Raw genomic sequence first — 17,181 nt, 5'->3', positions numbered from 1 at the left:
ACATGGCGGCCATGCAACCAACTGTCAACAGCGGGGCTTAAACCGAGAGCCGTTCGCAAAACTGGCGACGGCTTTAGAAAGCGTCGCTTGACAATCGCAGGCCCCATTCGCAACTGTCGTGATTGCATATCAAACTTCCCTTACTGGAAACCCACCCCATGCGCTCCTTCATCATCAAATCCGCCCTTGCCGGCGCCCTGGCACTCAGCCTTGCGGCGGGCGGCGCGGTGGTGGCCCAGGCCGCCCTGACCCAGAACCCCGCCGAGGTGACGGCCGGGAGCTATGACCTGGATTCCGGTCACGGCAAGATCACCTGGTCGGTGAACCACCTGGGCTTCTCGACCTATACGGGCCAGTTCGTGAACGTGAAGGCCGAGCTGAAGCTGGACCCGCGCAACCCGTCGGCCAGCACCCTGACCGCCACTGTGCCGCTGGCCGACGTGGCGCCGAACGACGACCGTCTGAAGGCCCACCTGCTGACGCCTGACTTCTTCGATGTCGCCAACCACCCGACGGCGACCTTCGCCTCGCGATCGGTGACGGTGCATCCGGGCGCCGCCAATCAGGCGACCGTCGTCGGCGACCTGACCCTGCATGGCGTGACCAAGCCGGTGACCATCGAGGTCACCTTCAATCAGGCGGGCGCCGTGCGCGACGCCTACAAGGCCGGTTTCGACGGCGTGGCCACGATCAAGCGTTCGGACTTCGGCATCAACTACGCCCTGCCGGCCGTGTCGGACGAGGTGAAGCTGCACCTCGAAGGCGAGTTCAATCTGAAGAAGTAACTGGCGAATACAGGGCGCGGGCCTCTTCGGCGGGCCCGCGTCTTTCGCCCAGCGCCTCGACCTTCAGCGTGGTGACCCGTCCGTTCTGGACGAAGGTCATCACGTCGCCGATGTGAACCAGACGACTGGCCTTATCCAGCCGCGTCTCGCGCCCCTGATGCGTCAGCCGCACCGCCCCGCGCTCCACCAGATCCGCCGCCAGCCCGCGCGTCTTCACGAACCGGGCGCGCCACAGCCAGACGTCGATGCGGCAGGCGTCGGCCTTCAAGCGCGCGCCTTTCGCCGGGGGCGGCGCCGCTTGGCGGCGGGGGCGGGCGCTTCGGTCAGGGCGGCCAGGGCGGCGAAGGGCGAGTCCTTGACCGGGCGCGGCGTCTGACCCGGCTTGTCCGGCTGGCGGGCGCGTTCGGTCTTCAGGGCGGCGATGACCTGTTTCGCCTGATCGGCGCTCCAGCCCAGATCAGTCAGGGCCTCGTCGGACAGGCGCCCGTGGTTGGCGGCGCGCAGTTCGGCCATCTTCTCCAGCGTTTCGACCGGCGCCAGCCAGCGGCCCGCCAGACGCAGGCCGTGGGCGGACAACAGGCGCGGGGAGGGCGGTTCGGACAAACTGGGCGCAGGGATCAGGTCGGGCGTCGCCGCGATCAGGGGCGCATCGACGAAGCCTTGCGCGAAATGGCGCGCGCGCGGCTTCTGCAGGCCCGGCAGCCAGACGGAATGGACGCCGACGCGGATGGCGAAGGTCTTCAGGGTGCGGCGCTCGACCTGGCTGAGCGCGGCCAGATCACGCTCCACCTCGCGCCGGTCTATCAGGCCCCCGGCCTCGATCAGGCGGAAGGCGACGCCGCGCGGCAGGCCCTTCAGGGCGCCGGTCTCGACCGCCTGACGCAGGCGGCGCAGATCGCGCAGCGCCCGGCCCGCCTCTGAGGCCAGCCACGCCTCCAGCCGCCGCCGCGCCCGCTCTCGCGCCGGCGTAGGGCCAAGGTCGCCCAGCAGCCGAACCTGGGGCGAGAAGGGATCGGCCCCCTGCGGGGTGGCGGTGATCTGGGCGGTCAGGACGCCGCGCCACAGCACCGACCCGTCGGGCGTCACGGCGAAGGCCTCGTCGGGTTCGGCGGCCAGACACCCCAGGCGTCGGTTGATCTCGGGCGTCACGGCGCGGACGGCGGCCTGGCGCAGGGTGCGGTCCTCCAGGGCGGATGACCCCTTCTCCATCTGGAAGCGCACGCCTTCCAACTGGCCCACCACCTGACCCTCGACCGTGACTTCGCCGTCGTCGGCGACGCCAGCGAATGTGTCGTCACGCACGTTCAGGGCGCGCATCAGGGCGGTGGTTCGGCGGTCCACGAACCGGGCCGTCAGCCGCTCGTGCAGGACGTCGGACAGCCGGTCCTCCAGCGCGCGGGTCCTGTCGCGCCAGCCCTGTGCGTCGTGCACCCAGTCGGGCCGGTTGGCGATGTAGGACAGGGTGCGCACCGCCGACAGCCGCGCCGACAGCTGGTCGATCTGGCCGTCGTCGCGGTCCACAAAGGCGAAGCGGGGCGCCATCCAGTCGTCGGTCAGCCGTCCCCGCTTTCCGGTCAGGGCGGTGAAGACGTCCTTGGCCAGACGGCTGTGCTCATCCGGCGTCGTCTTCTGGAAGTCCGGCAGCTGGCAGGCCTCCCACAGGCGCATGATGGCCCCGCGCGACCGGCCGATGCGGGCGATCTCCTCGTCCTTGATCAGGCGGCGCAGCAGGGTCTCGTCCAGCGCCTCGGCCGTCAGGCTGAGGCCCGCCCGTCCCGGCGTCACCGTCAGCGAGCGCAGCAGGTCGGGCAGGGTGTCGAAATCCAGACGGGCGTTGCGCCATTCCGCCGCCTCGACCGGATCGAAGCGGTGCTCGACCACCTGTTCGACCAGATCGGGGTCCAGGTCCTCGGCCTCGGCGGTGACGCCGAATGTGCCGTCGCGCAGATGTCGGCCCGCACGCCCGGCGATCTGGCCGATCTCATGGGCGTGCAGCCAGCGGGTCCGCCGCCCGTCGAACTTGCGCAGGCCCGCGAAGGCGACATGGTCCACGTCCATGTTCAGCCCCATGCCGATGGCGTCGGTGGCGACCAGGAAGTCGACCTCGCCCGACTGATACAGGGCCACCTGGGCGTTGCGGGTGCGCGGGCTGAGCGAGCCCATGACCACCGCCGCCCCGCCTCTCTGGCGGCGGATCAGTTCGGCGATGGCGTAAACCCGGTCGGTGGAGAAGGCGACGATGGCGCTGCGGCGGGGCAGGCGGGTCAGCTTCTTTGATCCGGCGTAGGACAGGGTGGACAGGCGGTCCCGCGTCACGATCTCCACGTCGGGGACCAGACGGCGGATCAGCGGCTCCATCGTGCCGGCGCCCAGGAACATGGTCTCGAACCGGCCGCGCGCGTGCAGCAGGCGCTGGGTGAAGACGTGGCCACGCTCGGGGTCGGCGACCAGCTGGATTTCGTCGATGGCCAGGAACTCGACCGACCGCTCCAGCGGCATGGCCTCGACCGTGCAGACGAAATAGTGCGGGCGCGTCGGGACGATCTTCTCCTCGCCCGTGATCAGGGCGACGGCTGAGGCCCCGCGCAGCCTGACGATCCGCTCATAGATCTCGCGCGCCAGCAGGCGCAGCGGCAGGCCGATCATGCCCGAGGCATGACCCAGCATCCGCTCGACCGCCAGATGGGTCTTGCCAGTATTGGTGGGCCCCAGCACCGCAGTGACGCGGGAAGGAGCCTGGCCTGCGGAGCGGTCACTCATAACCGACTTAAGGTGGCGACGTTTCCGTCGCGGCTCAAGTCCGCCGCCGGATTTAACCGATCGGGCCCGAGGCGGCGCGCATTCCCATGCGAACCAGCTCCGGCAGGCTGTGGGCCTGCATTTTCTGCATCAGCTTGGCGCGGAAGATTTCGACGGTGCGCGGGCTGATCTCCAGGTCGAGGGCGATCATCTTGTTCGACTTGCCCTCGATCAGGGCGTCAAAGACCTGGCGTTCGCGCGGGGTCAGGGTGGCCAGGCGCGCACAGGTCGCATCCTTCATGTTCCGCTCGGCCTCGGCCCCGCTCATCTGGTTGATGCAGCTGCGCACGGCCTCAAGAATCCGGTTCGGGTCAAAGGGCTTTTCGATGAAGTCGACGACCCCGGCCTTCATCAGCTGCACCGCCAGGGACACGTCGCCATGTCCGGTCACGGCGATGATCGGCCAGGCGGGGCCGCGCAGGGCTTTCAACCGTTCGACCAGTTCGACGCCGCTGGTCTGGGGCATGCGGATGTCGGTGATGATGCAGGCCGATTTCTCAACCGGCAGGTTTTCAAGGAAGTCCGTCGCGCTGACGAAGGCGCGGGCGCGGAACCCTTCGCCGCGCAGCAACAGCAGCATGGCGTGCCGCATGGCCTCGTCGTCGTCGATGATGAATACGGAATAGGGCTTCATGCGGCCTCGAACTCCGTGATGGGGGGAAGGCGGAATGAAAAGGATGCGCCGCCGGACGCACTGCGGCCCACGATGATCTGGCCGCCGTGGCTTTCGATGATGGAGCGGGTGACCGACAGGCCCAGGCCCATGCCGCCCGCCTTGGTGGTCATCATCGGTTGGAAAAGGACGTCGAGTCGGTCCTTGGGGATGCCGGGGCCGTTGTCCTCGACCGTCAGCTCATAGCCCTGGCCCTGCACGGAGCGGCCGATGACGGCGACCAGACCTTCGTGCTGGTTTGAGACAGCCTCTACGGCGTTGCGGACCAGGTTGGACAGGGCCTGCTGGATCTGGATGCGGTCAATCAGGACGTGGTCGTCTTCGTCCTGAATGTCGAGGCGGATGGCCACGTCGGCGTCGCGGCTGATCATGGTGAAGACGGGCGCCAACTCCTCAACCAGGCAGGATACCCGCTGTTCGGCCAGGTCATGGGCGCCGGTCGTGATCTGGTCGCGCATCCGCCGGATGATCTCTCCGGCGCGCAGGAGCTGGGACGTGGCCAGCTGAAAGGCCTCGGCGGCGTTGTCATCCTCGACGCCGGTCTGCTTCAGGGCGTTCCGCCCGGCTTGCAGATAGACCGTCGCCGCGCCCAGCGGCTGGTTCAGTTCGTGCGCCAGGGTGGCGGCCATTTCGCCCAGGGAGTTCAGCCGCCAGGTCCGTTTCAGGTGAAGCGCCAGATCATGGCCTCGATCCTTGACCGCCTCGGCCTGGGTCTGGTCCGCCAGGGACAGGACCGCATGTTCGGGCTCGATGTCGTCGGGCAGGATGTCGGCGCGGATGATCAGCGAGGCGACCGAGCCGTCCGGGCGTGCGGCGGTCCATCGGCGCGGGGGCGGCGGGTCCAGAATCCCGCCTTTGCCGACCTTGTCCAGCAGGGCCGGGTCGAAGCCGCTGACGAAGGCGGAGAAGGGGCGGTTGGCGGCGGCGTCCGGGGCGACGGCCAGAAGCTCGGCGGCGACGGGCGTGATGCGTCTTATATGGCCCTGACGGTCCAGGGTGACGATGGGGGCGGAGGTCAGGATCGTGTCCAGAACGGCTTCGCGCACGAACAGGTCATGGGAGATCCGCCCCGATTGACGCAGCGCCTGGGTCAGGCGCTGACAGACCTCGGCGATGCCCCATGAGATCAGGGCGAACAGGATGGAGTTGACCGCGATGTCCTGGTCGCTGACGCCGCGCACCTGCATCACATTGGCGACGACGGCCAGACCGATGGCCAGGGCGACGGACCATCGGCCCGCCAGCAGGGCGGTCGCCATGACCGCCGGAAGCAGCGGCAGGAAGTAGAAATGCCAGCTGGCTTCAAGACTGTGTCGGACAAGAACGGCGACGCCGACGGAGGTTGTTGCGATCAGCACCCCATGCCACCAAGGCTGGCGGACCAGTGGGTCGACCCAGAGGCGTCTGGGTCCCGCGGGCCGTGCTGACCGCACCTGCGTCATGTCGGATCCCGCCCTCGCGAAATCATCCTGGCCATCCGCTCGACATATTTTCGACTTGTTTCCTGATAGCAGGCGATTTCGTAAGTGGAAACACGTAGATAGCAATTACTGCAAAGCTATTTGCCGCAGGATAAATCGCCAGCGACCGCAATCCATTCGCGCTGCATCGTCAACCTTAACGTGCGTTAAGCATAAGTCGAGCTTTGACAGTAAGCCTTCTCATATCGTGGGTATTAATCATCGACTCATCCTTGGTCGGCATAGTGCAAAGCTTCCAAGGTCGGTCATGAATATCTCTCCTATCCTTTGCGCGCGCGTCGCCCCAGCAGCCGCCGGTTCGGCCTGTTTCGGCCTGCGCCAGGGCTGGGGTCGGCATGACGACGTTCGGCCTTCGCAAAGCTCCAAAGACAAAACCTCTTCACCGGCTGAGGCGCGGGGCCGGACGGCTGTCTCCGTTCGCGCGTGTTTGATTAATCAGGGTCGTCTGCATTGAAATTCCTGGAAAACCTCTCCGTCAGCAGAAAGCTGTTCCTCGCCTTCGCCGTGGTCCTGGGGGCCATCGGCGTCATGGGGGCGGTGATCATCGTCAACATCCTGTCGTCCGAACACGCAGGCGCGGCCCGCAGCGCCGAGAATCAGATCAACCGCACGGCGGCCGTCGCTGAAGTCGCGTTGATCGAACAGGAGAACGCCTATCGCGGCTTCCTGCTGTCGCAGGACCCCTACTATATCGAACGTCTGGATCGGCATCGCGCCAAGTTCCGCACGGCGCTGGACGAACTCAGGACCAGCCTGCCGTCCGAGCGGGTCGGTTCGGTGGACACGGCGGAGCGCGCCAACGCCGCCTGGTACAAGGACGTGGTCCAGGTCGGTCAGGTCCTGGTGCGCGACGGCAAGAGCGGAGAAGCCGAGCAGATGGTCGGCCGCAAGGGCATAGCCGACGGCTATTTCCTGCCGATGCTGAACGCCATCGACGAGATCAAGGCCGACAACAGCGCCGCGCTGGACGTGGTCCGCAAGGCCCAGAACGACGCCGCCCGCAATGTGATGATCGGCGTGATCGCCGGCATGATCGCCGCCCTGCTGATCGCGCTCGCCGCCGGCTGGGCCGCCAGCCGCGCCATCGTCAAGCCGATCATGACCATGGTCGGCTATATGAAGAGCCTTATGGCGGGCAAGACGGCCATAGAGGTCGCCGGGGTGCGCCGCAGGGATGAGTTCGGTCAGATGGCCCAGGCCATCACCGCCTTCCGCGACGCCGCGGTCGAAAAGACCCGTCTGGAAGCCGAAGCCGTGGCCCAGCGCGCCGCCGCCGAACAGGAACGCGCCGCCAACGAGGCCGAAAAGGCCCGTCTGGCCGCCGAGGACACGGTGGCGCTGAAGGCGCTCGCCGCGGGGCTGACCGCCCTCGCCGAAGGCGACCTGACGCACCGCTTCACCGCCGAGGTCGCCCCGCGCGCCGAACGGCTGAAGAACGACTTCAACGCGGCCATCGCCCAGCTGGAGCAGGCCGTGTCGGTGGTGGTGTCCAATGTGTCGGCCATCCGCTCCGGCGCGGGGGAAATCTCTCAGGCCGCCGACGATCTGTCGCGCCGCACCGAACAGCAGGCCGCGTCTCTGGAAGAGACGGCGGCGGCGCTGGATCAGATCACCGCCACGGTCAACAAGACCGCCTCGGGCGCCAAACAGGCATCCGGCGTGGTGCAGGTCGCGCGCGGCGATGCGGAAAAGAGCGGCGTGGTCGTGCGCGACGCCGTCTCGGCCATGACCGCCATCCAGAAGTCGTCGGTGCAGATCGGCCAGATCATCGGCGTGATCGACGAGATCGCCTTCCAGACCAATCTTCTGGCCCTGAACGCAGGCGTCGAAGCCGCGCGTGCGGGGGATGCGGGACGCGGCTTCGCCGTCGTCGCCTCCGAAGTGCGCGCCCTGGCCCAGCGTTCGGCCGAAGCCGCCAAGGAGATCAAGGTCCTGATCTCTGCCTCGACCGGACAGGTCGGCGCCGGCGTCAAACTGGTCGGCGAAACGGGCGAGGCCCTGCACCGCATCGTGGACCGCGTCGCCGAGATCGACAGCCTGGTCACCGAAATCGCGGCCTCGGCCCAGGAACAGGCCGTCGGTCTGGGCCAGGTCAACACCGCCGTGAACCAGATGGATCAGGTGACCCAGCAGAACGCCGCCATGGTCGAACAATCGACCGCCGCCAGCCATTCGCTGGAGCAGGAGGCCGAAACCCTGCAGGCGTCGGTGGCCCAGTTCCAGGTCGGCGAGACGGCCCCGCGCCAGCCCGCCGCCGCCGTGAGCCACGCCCGCGCGCCCGCGCCCGCCTATCCGCCCCGTCCGTCGGAACGCACGGTCCAGGTCATGCGGACCATCGGTCGCGGCGGGGCGGCCCTGCAACCTCAAGTCATTGAAGATGGATGGGAAGAGTTCTGATGAGCGATGCCGCCCCCGTTGTTCTGACCCTGTCGCCGGTGCTGGATCTGAAGGCGGCCGAGCCCCTGAAAGCCGAGCTTCTGGCCCATCGCGGCCGGGTTCTGGTGGTGGATGCCTCGGGCGTTGAACGACTGGGCGGCCTGTGCCTTCAGGTCCTGCTGTCCGCGTTAAGCTTGTGGCGGCAGGATGAAATCAACCTAAGGTTAGCATATCCGTCCGATAGTTTCTCCGAGCAGTGGGCCGCCTTCGGCGCGCCTGCGTTCGATTCCGAGGGGGCGCTCGCATGAGCAAGACCGTTCTGACCGTCGATGATTCACGCACCATGCGCGACATGCTGCTGCTGGCGCTGGAGGAGGCGGGCTACACCGTCATCCAGGCCGTGGACGGCGTCGACGGGCTTGAGACCCTGGCCGCCAAGGGCGCCGATGTGGTCATCACCGACATCAACATGCCGCGCATGGACGGCTTCGGCTTCATCGAGGGGATGCGCGCCGATCCGAACCACCGCACCACGCCGGTGCTGGTCCTGACGACCGAGAGCGACGCCGAGAAGAAGTCCCGCGCCCGCGCCGCCGGAGCCACGGGCTGGATCGTCAAGCCGTTCGACCCTGTAAAACTGGTCGACGCGGTGCGCCGCGTCGCGGCCTAGCCACAGAGAGGTCTGACACAGCGCCATGGACGCCTTTGAAGCCATCAAGGTCACCTTCTTCCAGGAATGCGACGAACTGCTCGCGGAGCTGGAATCGAAGCTGATGCTGCTCGAACAGGGGCAGACCGATCTTGAGACGATCAACGCCGTCTTCCGCGCCGTTCACTCGGTCAAGGGCGGGGCGGGGGCGTTCGGGCTGGAGGCCCTGGTCCGCTTCGCCCACGTCTTCGAGACGCTGATGGACGAGCTGCGCGCGGGGCGCAAACCCTGTGATCCGGTCACGATCAAGACCCTGCTGCGGGCCTCCGACGTGCTGGCTGACCATGTGCAGGCGGCTCAAGGCCTGGTTCCAGAGGTGGACGAGGCGCGCTCGGCCGGTCTGGTCGCGGAGATGGAGCTGCTGACTCATGGCGGCGAGGCGCCTGCGCCCGTGGTCGAGGAAGATGAAGACGATTTCGGCTTCACCCCCATGGCCTTCGACATGGCGCTGGACGAACCCCTGGCGCCCCTGCCTGAACCGGCGTCCGGCTGGCGCATCGAACTGAGGCCGCACGGCCGCATGTACGCCAGCGCCAATGAGACGGGCCTGCTGCTGCGCGAGCTGGGGCGGCTGGGCCCCACCACCGTGGTTCTGGACGACAGTCAGCTGCCCGCCCTGGATGCGCTGGCGGTCGAGGAGGGCTGGCTGGCCTGGACCGTCGAACTGCACGCGGCGGTGGATGAGGCGACGGTGCGCGAGGTGTTCGACTTCGTCGAGGCCGATTGCGACCTGACGCTCACGCCGCTGGGCGCGCCCGCCGAAGCTGATTTCGTGTTCGAGGAGGAGGGGCCTGCAGTCCTGCCTGCCGGCGACGACCTGGACATCGCCGCCCTGCTGGCCCGCGTGCAGGGCGAGGCGGCTGCGGAGCCGCTGGCGCCGTTGTCGGCGCCTGAAGCCGCCCCGGCGGCCCCGGTCACGACGCCAATGCCTGCGTCAACGCCCGCGCCCGCCGTCGCCAGTGCGCCGACGGCGCCTGCGCCCGTCACCATCCGCGTCGATCTGGATCGGGTGGACCGGCTGATCAACGCCGTGGGCGAACTGGTCATCCAGCAGGCCATGCTGTCGCAACGGGTTCTGGAAAGCGGTCTGGCCCGCTCGTCCGGCATCGCTCTGGGTCTGGAAGACCTGGAGCTGCTGACGCGCGAGATCCAGGACAGCGTCATGGCCATCCGCGCCCAGCCGGTGAAGTCGGTGTTCCAGCGGATGCCGCGTCTGGTGCGCGAGGTCGCCGACATGACGCACAAACAGGTTCGTCTGGTCACGGCGGGCGAGGACACCGAGGTCGACAAGACCGTGGTCGAACGTCTGGCCGAACCCATCACCCACATGCTGCGAAACGCCATCGATCACGGGCTTGAGACGCCTGCGGAACGGCTGGCGGCGGGCAAGTCGCCTGAGGGCGTGGTGCGCCTGGCGGCCCTGCACCGTTCGGGCCGCATTGTGATCGAGATCAGCGACGACGGGCGCGGCATCAACCGCGAGCGGGTCAAGAAGATCGCAGTGGACAAGGATCTGATCGCCGCCGACGCCGTGCTCAGCGACGAACAGGTCGACAATCTGATCTTCCTGCCCGGCTTCTCCACCGCCGACGCCGTGTCCGATATTTCGGGCCGGGGCGTGGGCATGGATGTGGTCAAACGCTCGATCCACGCCCTGGGCGGCCGCATCTCCATCAGTTCGGCGCCCGGCAAGGGTTCGACCTTCACCCTCAGCCTGCCGCTGACGCTGGCGGTGCTGGACGGCATGGTGACGACCGCCGCCGAACAGACCCTGATCGCGCCGCTTCCGGCCATTGTCGAAAGCCTGACGCCCCAGGCTGCGGACCTGCATCATGTCGGGGGCCTGGACCCGGTGATCCGCTTCCGCGACGCCTATGTGCCGGTGGTGGACGTGGCGCTGGTCATGGGCTTCCGCGACGCGCCGATGGACCCGACACAGGGGATCGCCGTCATCGTCGAGACCGAATCCGGCCAGCGCGCCGCCCTGCTGCTGGATGCGATCCAGGGGCAGCGCCAGGTCGTGATCAAGAGCCTTGAGACCAACTACCAACAGGTGGAGGGCGTCGCCGCCGCCACCATTCTGGGCGACGGCCGGGTCGCCCTGATCCTGGATGTCGACACCCTGGTCGCCATCCGCCGTTCCGGCGTCCGTTCCGACTTCAAGCTGGCGAGCTGAACCATGACCGAAGCCAACGACACCGCAAATCGTGAACTGATCGCCTTCCGCATCGGCGGTCAGGAGTTCTGCGTCGACATCATGTCGGTGCGGGAGATCCGGGGCTGGACCCCGGCGACCCCCCTGCCGCGTTCGCCCGGATACATGAAGGGCGTCATCAACCTGCGCGGCACGGTCCTGCCGATCATCGACCTGGGCGCGCGTTTCGGGCTTGAGACGTCCGAGCCCACGGCCCGCCACGTCATCATGGTGGCCAATATCGGCGGCCGCACGGTGGGGCTGCTGGTCGACGCCGTGTCCGACATCCTGCAGATGACAGAGGCCTCGGTGCAGCCGACGCCCGACGTCGCCAGCGAGCATGTGAAGTCCTTCGTCAAGGGCATCTTCTCCATCGACGGCCGGATGATCAGCCTGATCGAACTGGATCACGTCCTGCCGGAACGCGAGGCCCAAGCCGCATGACCGCCGTCGCCGGCCGAGGTTCCCTGGTCGAAGGCGAGTTCGTCTTCACCGCCGAGGATTTCAGCCAGATCGCCCAGATGCTGCACGCCCATGCAGGCATCGCCCTCAGCGAGGGCAAGGCCGCCCTGGTCTATTCCCGCCTGGCCAAACGGCTGCGGGTGCTGGGCCTGCGCAGCTTCCGGGACTACTGCGCCCTGATCGAGGGCGTGGACGGGGTGGACGAGCGTCAGAAGATGACGGCGGCCCTGACCACGAACGTCACCCGTTTCTACCGCGAGCCGCACCATTTCGACGACCTGCGCGACCGGGTCATGCCGGCGCTGGCCGAGCGCGCGCGGGCGGGCGGGCGGGTGCGTCTGTGGTCCGCCGCCTGCTCGAACGGACAGGAGCCCTATTCGATGGCCCTGACCGTGCTGTCGGTCCTGCCGGAAGCGGCGGATCTGGACGTGCGGATACTGGCGACCGACATCGACCCCAACATGGTCGCGCAAGGGGCGGACGGCGCCTATTCCGAAGAAGCGCTGGAGCCTGCGCCCGCCGTCCTGTGGCGGCGCTATTTCGACCGGGCAGAGGGCGGGCGCTGGCGCGCGGGCGCCCAGTTGAAGCGTCTGGTCGCCTTCCGCGAACTGAACCTGATCGGCCACTGGCCCATGAAGGGCCGGTTCGACGTCATCTTCTGCCGCAACGTGGTCATCTATTTCGACGAGAGGACGCAGGAGCGCGTGTGGACGCGCTTCACCCCCGTCATGACGCCCGGCGCGACCCTGTACATCGGCCATTCCGAACGGGTCACCGGCCCCGCCGCCAGCCAGCTTCAGACCTCGGGCCTGACCACCTATCGCCTGGGAGCAGGGGCGTGAGCGCGGTGCGCGTGCTGGTCGTCGACGACAGTCTGACGATGCGGAACCTGATTTCCGCGGCCCTGCGCCAGGATCCGGACATCGAGGTCGTCGGCGCCGCCGCCGATCCGATCGAGGCGCGCGCCGCCATCAAGGCCCTGAACCCCGATGTCCTGACGCTGGATGTCGAGATGCCCAATATGAACGGGCTGGAGTTCCTGGAGAAGATCATGCGGCTGCGGCCGATGCCGGTGGTCATGGTCTCGACCCTGACGGCGGCGGGCACGGACGTGACCCTGGCGGCGCTGGAGATCGGGGCCGTGGATGCGGTGGCCAAGCCCGCCGTCGCCCGCGCCGACGCCTTCGGCGAACTGATCGTCAAGGTCAAGGCCGCCGCCCGGTCGCGGGTCCGCGCGCGCGGCGACACGCCCGCCGCCGCCGCCGCCCCGCGCGGCTATGTCGTCGATCCGTCTCACGTCCTGGCCATCGGCGCCTCGACCGGCGGCGTGGAGGCTCTGGTCACGGTGCTGTCCGGCTTTCCGGCCGACTGTCCGGCGACCGTCATCACCCAGCATATGCCCGCCAGCTTCACCGTCAGTTTCGCCGCCCGCCTGGACCGCCTCTGCGCCCCGACCGTCAGCGAGGCGCGGGAAGGCGATCTGCTGAAGCCCGGCCATATCTATCTGGCGCCCGGCGGCGTGGCCCATCTGGAGCTGTCGTCCGGTCCGTCGCCGCGCTGCCGCCTGGTCGCCACCGATCCGGTCAACGGCCACCGTCCCTCGGTCGATGTCATGTTCGAATCCGTCGCCCGGCTGAAGCGGCCGATGACCGGCGTGATCCTGACCGGCATGGGCAAGGACGGCGCGCGCGGCCTTGTGGCCATGCGTCAGGCCGGCGCCCGCACCCTGGGCCAGGACGAGGCGACCTGCGTCGTCTATGGCATGCCGCGCGCCGCCTACGAACTGGGCGCCGTGGAGCGGCAGCTGCCGCTGCACCGCCTGTCGCCCGCCATTCTCGACCTTTGCGCCGCCCCCGCCGCGCGAACCCCTGTTTGACCTCCGGGAGCGTATCCATGCCCGCCGCCGCCAATATCCACTGCCTGGTCGTCGATGATCAGATGACCATGCGCTCGCTGGTCCGCACCAGCCTGCAGCAGCTGGGCGTGCGCGAAATCCGTGAGGCCGCCGACGGCGAGATCGCTCTGCGCGAGGTCATCACCCGGCCCGCCCACCTGATCATCTCCGACTACAACATGCCCAACCTGGATGGGCTGGGCCTGCTGCGCGCCGTGCGGGTCCACCCGCCCACCGCCAAGACCGCCTTCATCATGCTGACGGGCCGCGCCGACCGCGAACTGGTGCAGCAGGCCGTGAAGTACGGCGTGAACAACTATCTGGTGAAGCCCTTCACCGTGGCCCAGCTCAAGGCCAAGCTGGAAGCGGTGTTCGGCCCCCTGACATGATCCACGCCGCCCGGAATGACGGCGCAGAGAAGCGCATTCACGTCGGCCAGGGCGAGCATTTCGTCACGTCTGATCCCGAGGTCGTGCTCAGCACCATCCTGGGCTCCTGCGTCGCCATGTGCCTGCGCGATCCGGTGGTCGGCGTCGGCGGCATGAACCATTTCCTGCTGCCGGAAGGCGACGGCGCGGGCACGGACGCGGGCCGCCGGTACGGCGCCTATGCGATGGAGCTTCTGATCAACGACGTGCTCAAGGCGGGCGGGCGGCGCGAGCGTCTGGAGGCCAAGCTGTTCGGCGGCGGACGCATGTTCGACGGATTGCGCGACGTGGGCCGCGCCAACGCCGACTTCGCCGAACGCTTCCTGCGCGACGAGGGGATTACGGTGGTCGGCGGCAGTCTGCGCGGCGAGGGCGGGCGGCGGCTGCACTACTGGCCCGTCACCGGTCGCGCCCGCCAACGCGGCGTCACCGACACCCAGGCGCTGGACATCCCGGTCCGCGCCCGTCCGTTCGCGGACGCCGGCGCGCTGGAGCTGTTCTGATGGGCCTGCCTGCCGATCACGCCGCCCTGCTGCGCGCCGTCGCCGAGGCGCTGTTGCAGGCGCGCGGCCGCATCGACGGGGTCGAGGCCATGGTCAGCGATCTGATCCGCCAGACGGCGCCTGAAGACCGTTCGGCGGCCCTGACCCAGGCCCAGTCGCTGGATGTCCTGGCGCAGGAGATCGAGGCCCTGTCCGGCGTGCTGCAACGTCTGGGGCAGGGCGAGGCGCCGGATCAGGCCCTGTTGGCCGTTCCCCTGGCGAATCTGTCCGTCCGCCTCGGCGCCGGGGTCGGTCTGAACCCGGCAAGCGCGCCCGCCAGCGACGACGTCGAACTGTTCTAGGGGCGATCCTCGTTCAGCCCGGATGACGAACCCAGCGTCGGTTAACAGCTTGGCCGTTCGCGCGGAACAGGGGTGAAACGAATCAGGACCGAATCGCTGACATCGTTCGATTCGCGATTTGTTCACTGCAAGATATTGTATCTTAACGTGGATTAACCACAAGAGGGCGCCCCGCCGTCACCGCGTCGCCGCGCTCGCCTGCGGATTTGCACGAAGTGCCGCCGGGCATCTTCCCCCCCGCGTCCTGAACCGCTAGTGCAATCCTCACGGCCCCGTAGCTCAGCTGCATAGAGCAAGGCTTTCCTAAAGCCGAGGTCGCAGGTTGGAGTCCTGCCGGGGTCGCCATGTTTTCAATGGGTTAAGCTGCTGGCTGTCCGATTTCGGAAAAATTGGGACACAACTGGGACGCGACCCGACACGTTTCGCTTGGTGTCGACCGGTTCCTTGCCGTCCGTTCGTGGGGAGTGATGCGGGGTCTCGCCAGTCCACCACAACAAGCGGAGCCGCCTTGCGGGGGTGGGGCGGGATGAACGTGCCACCCCGAAGTGCGCGGGCCGATTCGGTTGTCGGGACCACATAGAGCTCGCTCAATACCTGTTAGGTGTGAGCCAACATGAGGACTAAGAGCGATTTGCTTTTGGTCTCTAGTCAGCTGGTTCTGACATGTCTCGATCTTTGGCGACGCCCGCTTCTGAGCATGGTGCCGATCAACTGCCGAATGCGCAGGTCTGACTCATCTGAGACCTTGGGACCGTCCGCTTTGTGGATACGCTAGCCCAGTTCCGGCCCAGGAAATCGAAGATGACCTAGGAGCCGCCTTGTGACGACTTGGCGGTTCGCAAAGCCGTCACGTCTTGAGGATCTCGATCGGGACCGATTGCGCGGATGCACACCTCGACTCGATCCCGGAGTGCCTACCGCCCTTGCGGCCAACCCTACGAACGCCTTGACGCGGAAGCCGTGGCAGTCCCAATCGGCTGAGGCCCTATGCGGCTCAGCCCGACAAGAGCCAGGAGATCGTCGAAAGTGCCGGAGCCCGCCGAGGATATTGAACCCTTTCTTGCGACGGTAGCGGAGATGATGGCTGCCGAAAACATGATGGTCGCGACCGATCTCCTCAAGACGGCGACGTTTCGCTCCGGAGAGACTGGCTACGACAACTGGAACGGCGGGACGTCGACCTACACCGTCTTTCTGGAAGTTGATCCGGCCACCTACGCACAGCTCGGCGAAGGGCGCGCCGCTTTGGAGGAACAGATTGGTGTACGCCTGAAGGCCGTGGTCGAATCGCACACGACCAACTGGTACAGCGTCTCGATTGTGCCCAAGGTCACGCAACGCCCCGATTGGCGTGAGACAAAAGGGAGCGTCTCCCAAGCGGTGCGTCGAAACATCATCGACGGATTGAAGCTGGATGATGTGGCTTGGGCGGGCGGCCTGGAGGAAGTCGAGTTTCTGGAGCGCATCTTCGATCTGCAGCGCTTGCCGTCGACCGACAGCCGTTTCGACAACGCCGCCGGCGACATCTGGCAGCACAGGGTCAACAATCCGGAGGATTGGGCCGACGATTGGATATACTCGGACGACCGTTTCAACCTTATGGCCGGGTCCTCGGACTCCTTTCTCCGTTTTCTCTGCGAGATGGCTAACCCGGTCGTCCGTCCAGATCGGAATGAGGCGCTGCGACTGGTTCAGCACTTCAACGATCAACTTCGGCAAGATGGATGGATGCTAGTCGAGCAGGAGCGGATCGCCGGCCGCCCGCGATACGTCGCTATGGCTCTGGACGTGTCGGGCGGCCGCGCCGTGTCTAGGGCGCGCACGGTTGCCGACGCACTCGATGCGGGTTGGATGCAAAAGGAGATCGAGCGGTTGGAGAACTCGGTCGAGCGCGACCCAGCACTCGCGATCGGAACTGCAAAGGATCTGGTCGAGAGCTGCTGCAAATCCATCCTTACCAAGCGGGGTGTAGGCTTCACGAATTCAGCCGGCCTTCCCGATCTTACGAAACTTCTAGCCAAGGAGCTGAAGCTTGTGCCTGAAGGCATATCGGACGAAGCCCGTGGCTCCGATACGGTCAAACACATCCTCCGGAGTCTCTCCTCCATCACTCACCATCTGGCGGAGCTCCGGGGGCTTTACGGTAGCGGTCATGGACGGGAAGGCCATCACAGAGGCCTAGAGCCACGACACGCGCGTCTGGCGGTCGGTGCCGCCGTCGCCTTCATCGACTTCGTCACCGAAACCCACCACCGACGGCCAGCCGACGAAAAATAGATGAGACCGAACGGCACGCCGTGGCTGACCCGTCTGCCCTGGTGCACTCCGTCTACATGGCGTGGTGGGAGTGATTTGGAGCGGCATGGGAGAAGCGTTGCGTATGCGCGTTTGTCCTACGTCTTCTGTTGGCGCGATCTGCGCGAGAAGGCTCGGTTGCGCATGTACGAATACGTCAGGCTCGAAGAAGCCCACATAGCCCCGCGCGACCTCCAGCGCAGAAATCTCCGGTCGCGGTGCGTGCGACCAAGCCTTCGGC

General features: G+C 67.0%; 16 protein-coding genes and 1 tRNA gene. 13 read left to right on the top strand and 4 right to left on the bottom strand.

The features are described 5' to 3' along the window. Nucleotides 1-158 precede the first annotated feature (158 nt). Nucleotides 159-785: a YceI family protein gene (locus tag KWG56_RS12160; protein WP_201096345.1), complete on the top strand. Its 627-nt coding sequence runs from the start codon at nucleotides 159-161 to the stop codon at nucleotides 783-785. On the opposite strand, the gene KWG56_RS12155 is transcribed toward KWG56_RS12160, so the two are convergent. From KWG56_RS12155 to KWG56_RS12140, 4 genes are read right to left on the bottom strand one after another with little or no spacing between them, the layout of a single operon-like run. Then, nucleotides 769-1,053, bottom strand: a complete 285-nt coding sequence (locus KWG56_RS12155) for an RNA-binding S4 domain-containing protein (RefSeq protein ID WP_219354960.1) — start codon at nucleotides 1,051-1,053, stop codon at nucleotides 769-771. The two genes, KWG56_RS12160 and KWG56_RS12155, sit on opposite strands and share 17 nt — an antisense overlap. After that, entirely contained in the window at nucleotides 1,050-3,545 is a 2,496-nt protein-coding gene (locus KWG56_RS12150) for a helicase-related protein (RefSeq protein WP_219354959.1), read from the bottom strand. The genes KWG56_RS12155 and KWG56_RS12150 overlap by 4 nt, the downstream gene beginning before the upstream one ends. A gap of 52 nt (nucleotides 3,546-3,597) precedes the next feature. Then, on the bottom strand, nucleotides 3,598-4,218 hold the full coding sequence (gene fixJ / locus KWG56_RS12145; protein ID WP_219354958.1) for a response regulator FixJ: 621 nt from the start codon (nucleotides 4,216-4,218) through the stop codon (nucleotides 3,598-3,600). Next, a complete protein-coding gene (locus KWG56_RS12140; RefSeq protein ID WP_244999499.1) occupies nucleotides 4,215-5,615 on the bottom strand; it encodes a two-component system sensor histidine kinase NtrB in 1,401 nt (466 codons plus the stop codon). Before KWG56_RS12140 ends, fixJ begins: the two co-directional genes overlap by 4 nt. A gap of 651 nt (nucleotides 5,616-6,266) precedes the next feature. Between KWG56_RS12140 and KWG56_RS12135 the strand changes: the two genes are divergently transcribed. The 12 genes from KWG56_RS12135 (at nucleotide 6,267) to KWG56_RS12080 (ending at nucleotide 16,922) form a co-directional block, all read left to right on the top strand. Continuing rightward, the gene (locus KWG56_RS12135; protein WP_219355293.1) at nucleotides 6,267-8,135 is read left to right on the top strand and encodes a methyl-accepting chemotaxis protein; all 1,869 of its coding nucleotides are present in this window, start codon (nucleotides 6,267-6,269) and stop codon (nucleotides 8,133-8,135) included. Next, complete coding sequence (locus tag KWG56_RS12130; protein ID WP_219354956.1) at nucleotides 8,135-8,422, top strand: STAS domain-containing protein; 288 nt, start codon at nucleotides 8,135-8,137, stop codon at nucleotides 8,420-8,422. Before KWG56_RS12135 ends, KWG56_RS12130 begins: the two co-directional genes overlap by 1 nt. Beyond that, nucleotides 8,419-8,784, top strand: coding sequence for a response regulator (locus tag KWG56_RS12125; RefSeq protein WP_201096350.1), 366 nt, complete (start codon nucleotides 8,419-8,421; stop codon nucleotides 8,782-8,784). Before KWG56_RS12130 ends, KWG56_RS12125 begins: the two co-directional genes overlap by 4 nt. 25 nt (nucleotides 8,785-8,809) lie before the next feature. Beyond that, nucleotides 8,810-10,999 (top strand): chemotaxis protein CheA, encoded by a 2,190-nt coding sequence (locus KWG56_RS12120; RefSeq protein WP_219354955.1) that lies wholly within the window; start codon nucleotides 8,810-8,812, stop codon nucleotides 10,997-10,999. 3 nt (nucleotides 11,000-11,002) lie between these two features. Next, a complete protein-coding gene (locus KWG56_RS12115) occupies nucleotides 11,003-11,461 on the top strand; it encodes a chemotaxis protein CheW (protein ID WP_201096353.1) in 459 nt (152 codons plus the stop codon). After that, complete coding sequence (locus KWG56_RS12110) at nucleotides 11,458-12,321, top strand: CheR family methyltransferase (protein ID WP_219354954.1); 864 nt, start codon at nucleotides 11,458-11,460, stop codon at nucleotides 12,319-12,321. The genes KWG56_RS12115 and KWG56_RS12110 overlap by 4 nt, the downstream gene beginning before the upstream one ends. Next, nucleotides 12,318-13,355, top strand: a complete 1,038-nt coding sequence (locus KWG56_RS12105; protein WP_219354953.1) for a protein-glutamate methylesterase/protein-glutamine glutaminase — start codon at nucleotides 12,318-12,320, stop codon at nucleotides 13,353-13,355. Before KWG56_RS12110 ends, KWG56_RS12105 begins: the two co-directional genes overlap by 4 nt. 17 nt (nucleotides 13,356-13,372) lie before the next feature. Then, nucleotides 13,373-13,762 carry a response regulator gene (locus tag KWG56_RS12100; RefSeq protein WP_201096356.1) on the top strand — a complete coding sequence of 130 codons (390 nt, stop codon included), beginning with the start codon at nucleotides 13,373-13,375 and terminating at the stop codon, nucleotides 13,760-13,762. Next, a complete protein-coding gene (locus tag KWG56_RS12095) occupies nucleotides 13,759-14,304 on the top strand; it encodes a chemotaxis protein CheD (protein ID WP_219354952.1) in 546 nt (181 codons plus the stop codon). Before KWG56_RS12100 ends, KWG56_RS12095 begins: the two co-directional genes overlap by 4 nt. Then, the gene (locus KWG56_RS12090) at nucleotides 14,304-14,645 is read left to right on the top strand and encodes a hypothetical protein (protein ID WP_219354951.1); all 342 of its coding nucleotides are present in this window, start codon (nucleotides 14,304-14,306) and stop codon (nucleotides 14,643-14,645) included. Before KWG56_RS12095 ends, KWG56_RS12090 begins: the two co-directional genes overlap by 1 nt. A gap of 268 nt (nucleotides 14,646-14,913) precedes the next feature. Continuing rightward, a tRNA-Arg gene (locus tag KWG56_RS12085) sits at nucleotides 14,914-14,990 on the top strand. 681 nt (nucleotides 14,991-15,671) lie between these two features. Then, the gene (locus KWG56_RS12080) at nucleotides 15,672-16,922 is read left to right on the top strand and encodes an abortive infection family protein (protein WP_219354950.1); all 1,251 of its coding nucleotides are present in this window, start codon (nucleotides 15,672-15,674) and stop codon (nucleotides 16,920-16,922) included. Nucleotides 16,923-17,181: the final 259 nt, after the last annotated feature.

The organism is Brevundimonas nasdae, assembly GCF_019395145.1.
Taxonomy (GTDB): Bacteria; Pseudomonadota; Alphaproteobacteria; order Caulobacterales; family Caulobacteraceae; genus Brevundimonas; species Brevundimonas nasdae.
The sequence above is the reverse complement of the archived record's forward strand: the minus strand, read 5'-3'. Positions and strand labels throughout refer to the sequence as shown.

Bases quoted from the DNA above. Each gene is read 5' to 3' on its own strand.
- KWG56_RS12160 (WP_201096345.1), top strand. From the start codon at position 159: ATGCGCTCCTTCATCATCAAATCCGCCCTTGCCGGCGCCCTGGCACTC.
- KWG56_RS12150 (WP_219354959.1), bottom strand. From the start codon at position 3,545: ATGAGTGACCGCTCCGCAGGCCAGGCTCCTTCCCGCGTCACTGCGGTG.
- fixJ (WP_219354958.1), bottom strand. From the start codon at position 4,218: ATGAAGCCCTATTCCGTATTCATCATCGACGACGACGAGGCCATGCGG.
- KWG56_RS12135 (WP_219355293.1), top strand. From the start codon at position 6,267: ATGGGGGCGGTGATCATCGTCAACATCCTGTCGTCCGAACACGCAGGC.
- KWG56_RS12130 (WP_219354956.1), top strand. From the start codon at position 8,135: ATGAGCGATGCCGCCCCCGTTGTTCTGACCCTGTCGCCGGTGCTGGAT.
- KWG56_RS12125 (WP_201096350.1), top strand. From the start codon at position 8,419: ATGAGCAAGACCGTTCTGACCGTCGATGATTCACGCACCATGCGCGAC.
- KWG56_RS12120 (WP_219354955.1), top strand. From the start codon at position 8,810: ATGGACGCCTTTGAAGCCATCAAGGTCACCTTCTTCCAGGAATGCGAC.
- KWG56_RS12115 (WP_201096353.1), top strand. From the start codon at position 11,003: ATGACCGAAGCCAACGACACCGCAAATCGTGAACTGATCGCCTTCCGC.
- KWG56_RS12110 (WP_219354954.1), top strand. From the start codon at position 11,458: ATGACCGCCGTCGCCGGCCGAGGTTCCCTGGTCGAAGGCGAGTTCGTC.
- KWG56_RS12100 (WP_201096356.1), top strand. From the start codon at position 13,373: ATGCCCGCCGCCGCCAATATCCACTGCCTGGTCGTCGATGATCAGATG.
- KWG56_RS12095 (WP_219354952.1), top strand. From the start codon at position 13,759: ATGATCCACGCCGCCCGGAATGACGGCGCAGAGAAGCGCATTCACGTC.
- KWG56_RS12090 (WP_219354951.1), top strand. From the start codon at position 14,304: ATGGGCCTGCCTGCCGATCACGCCGCCCTGCTGCGCGCCGTCGCCGAG.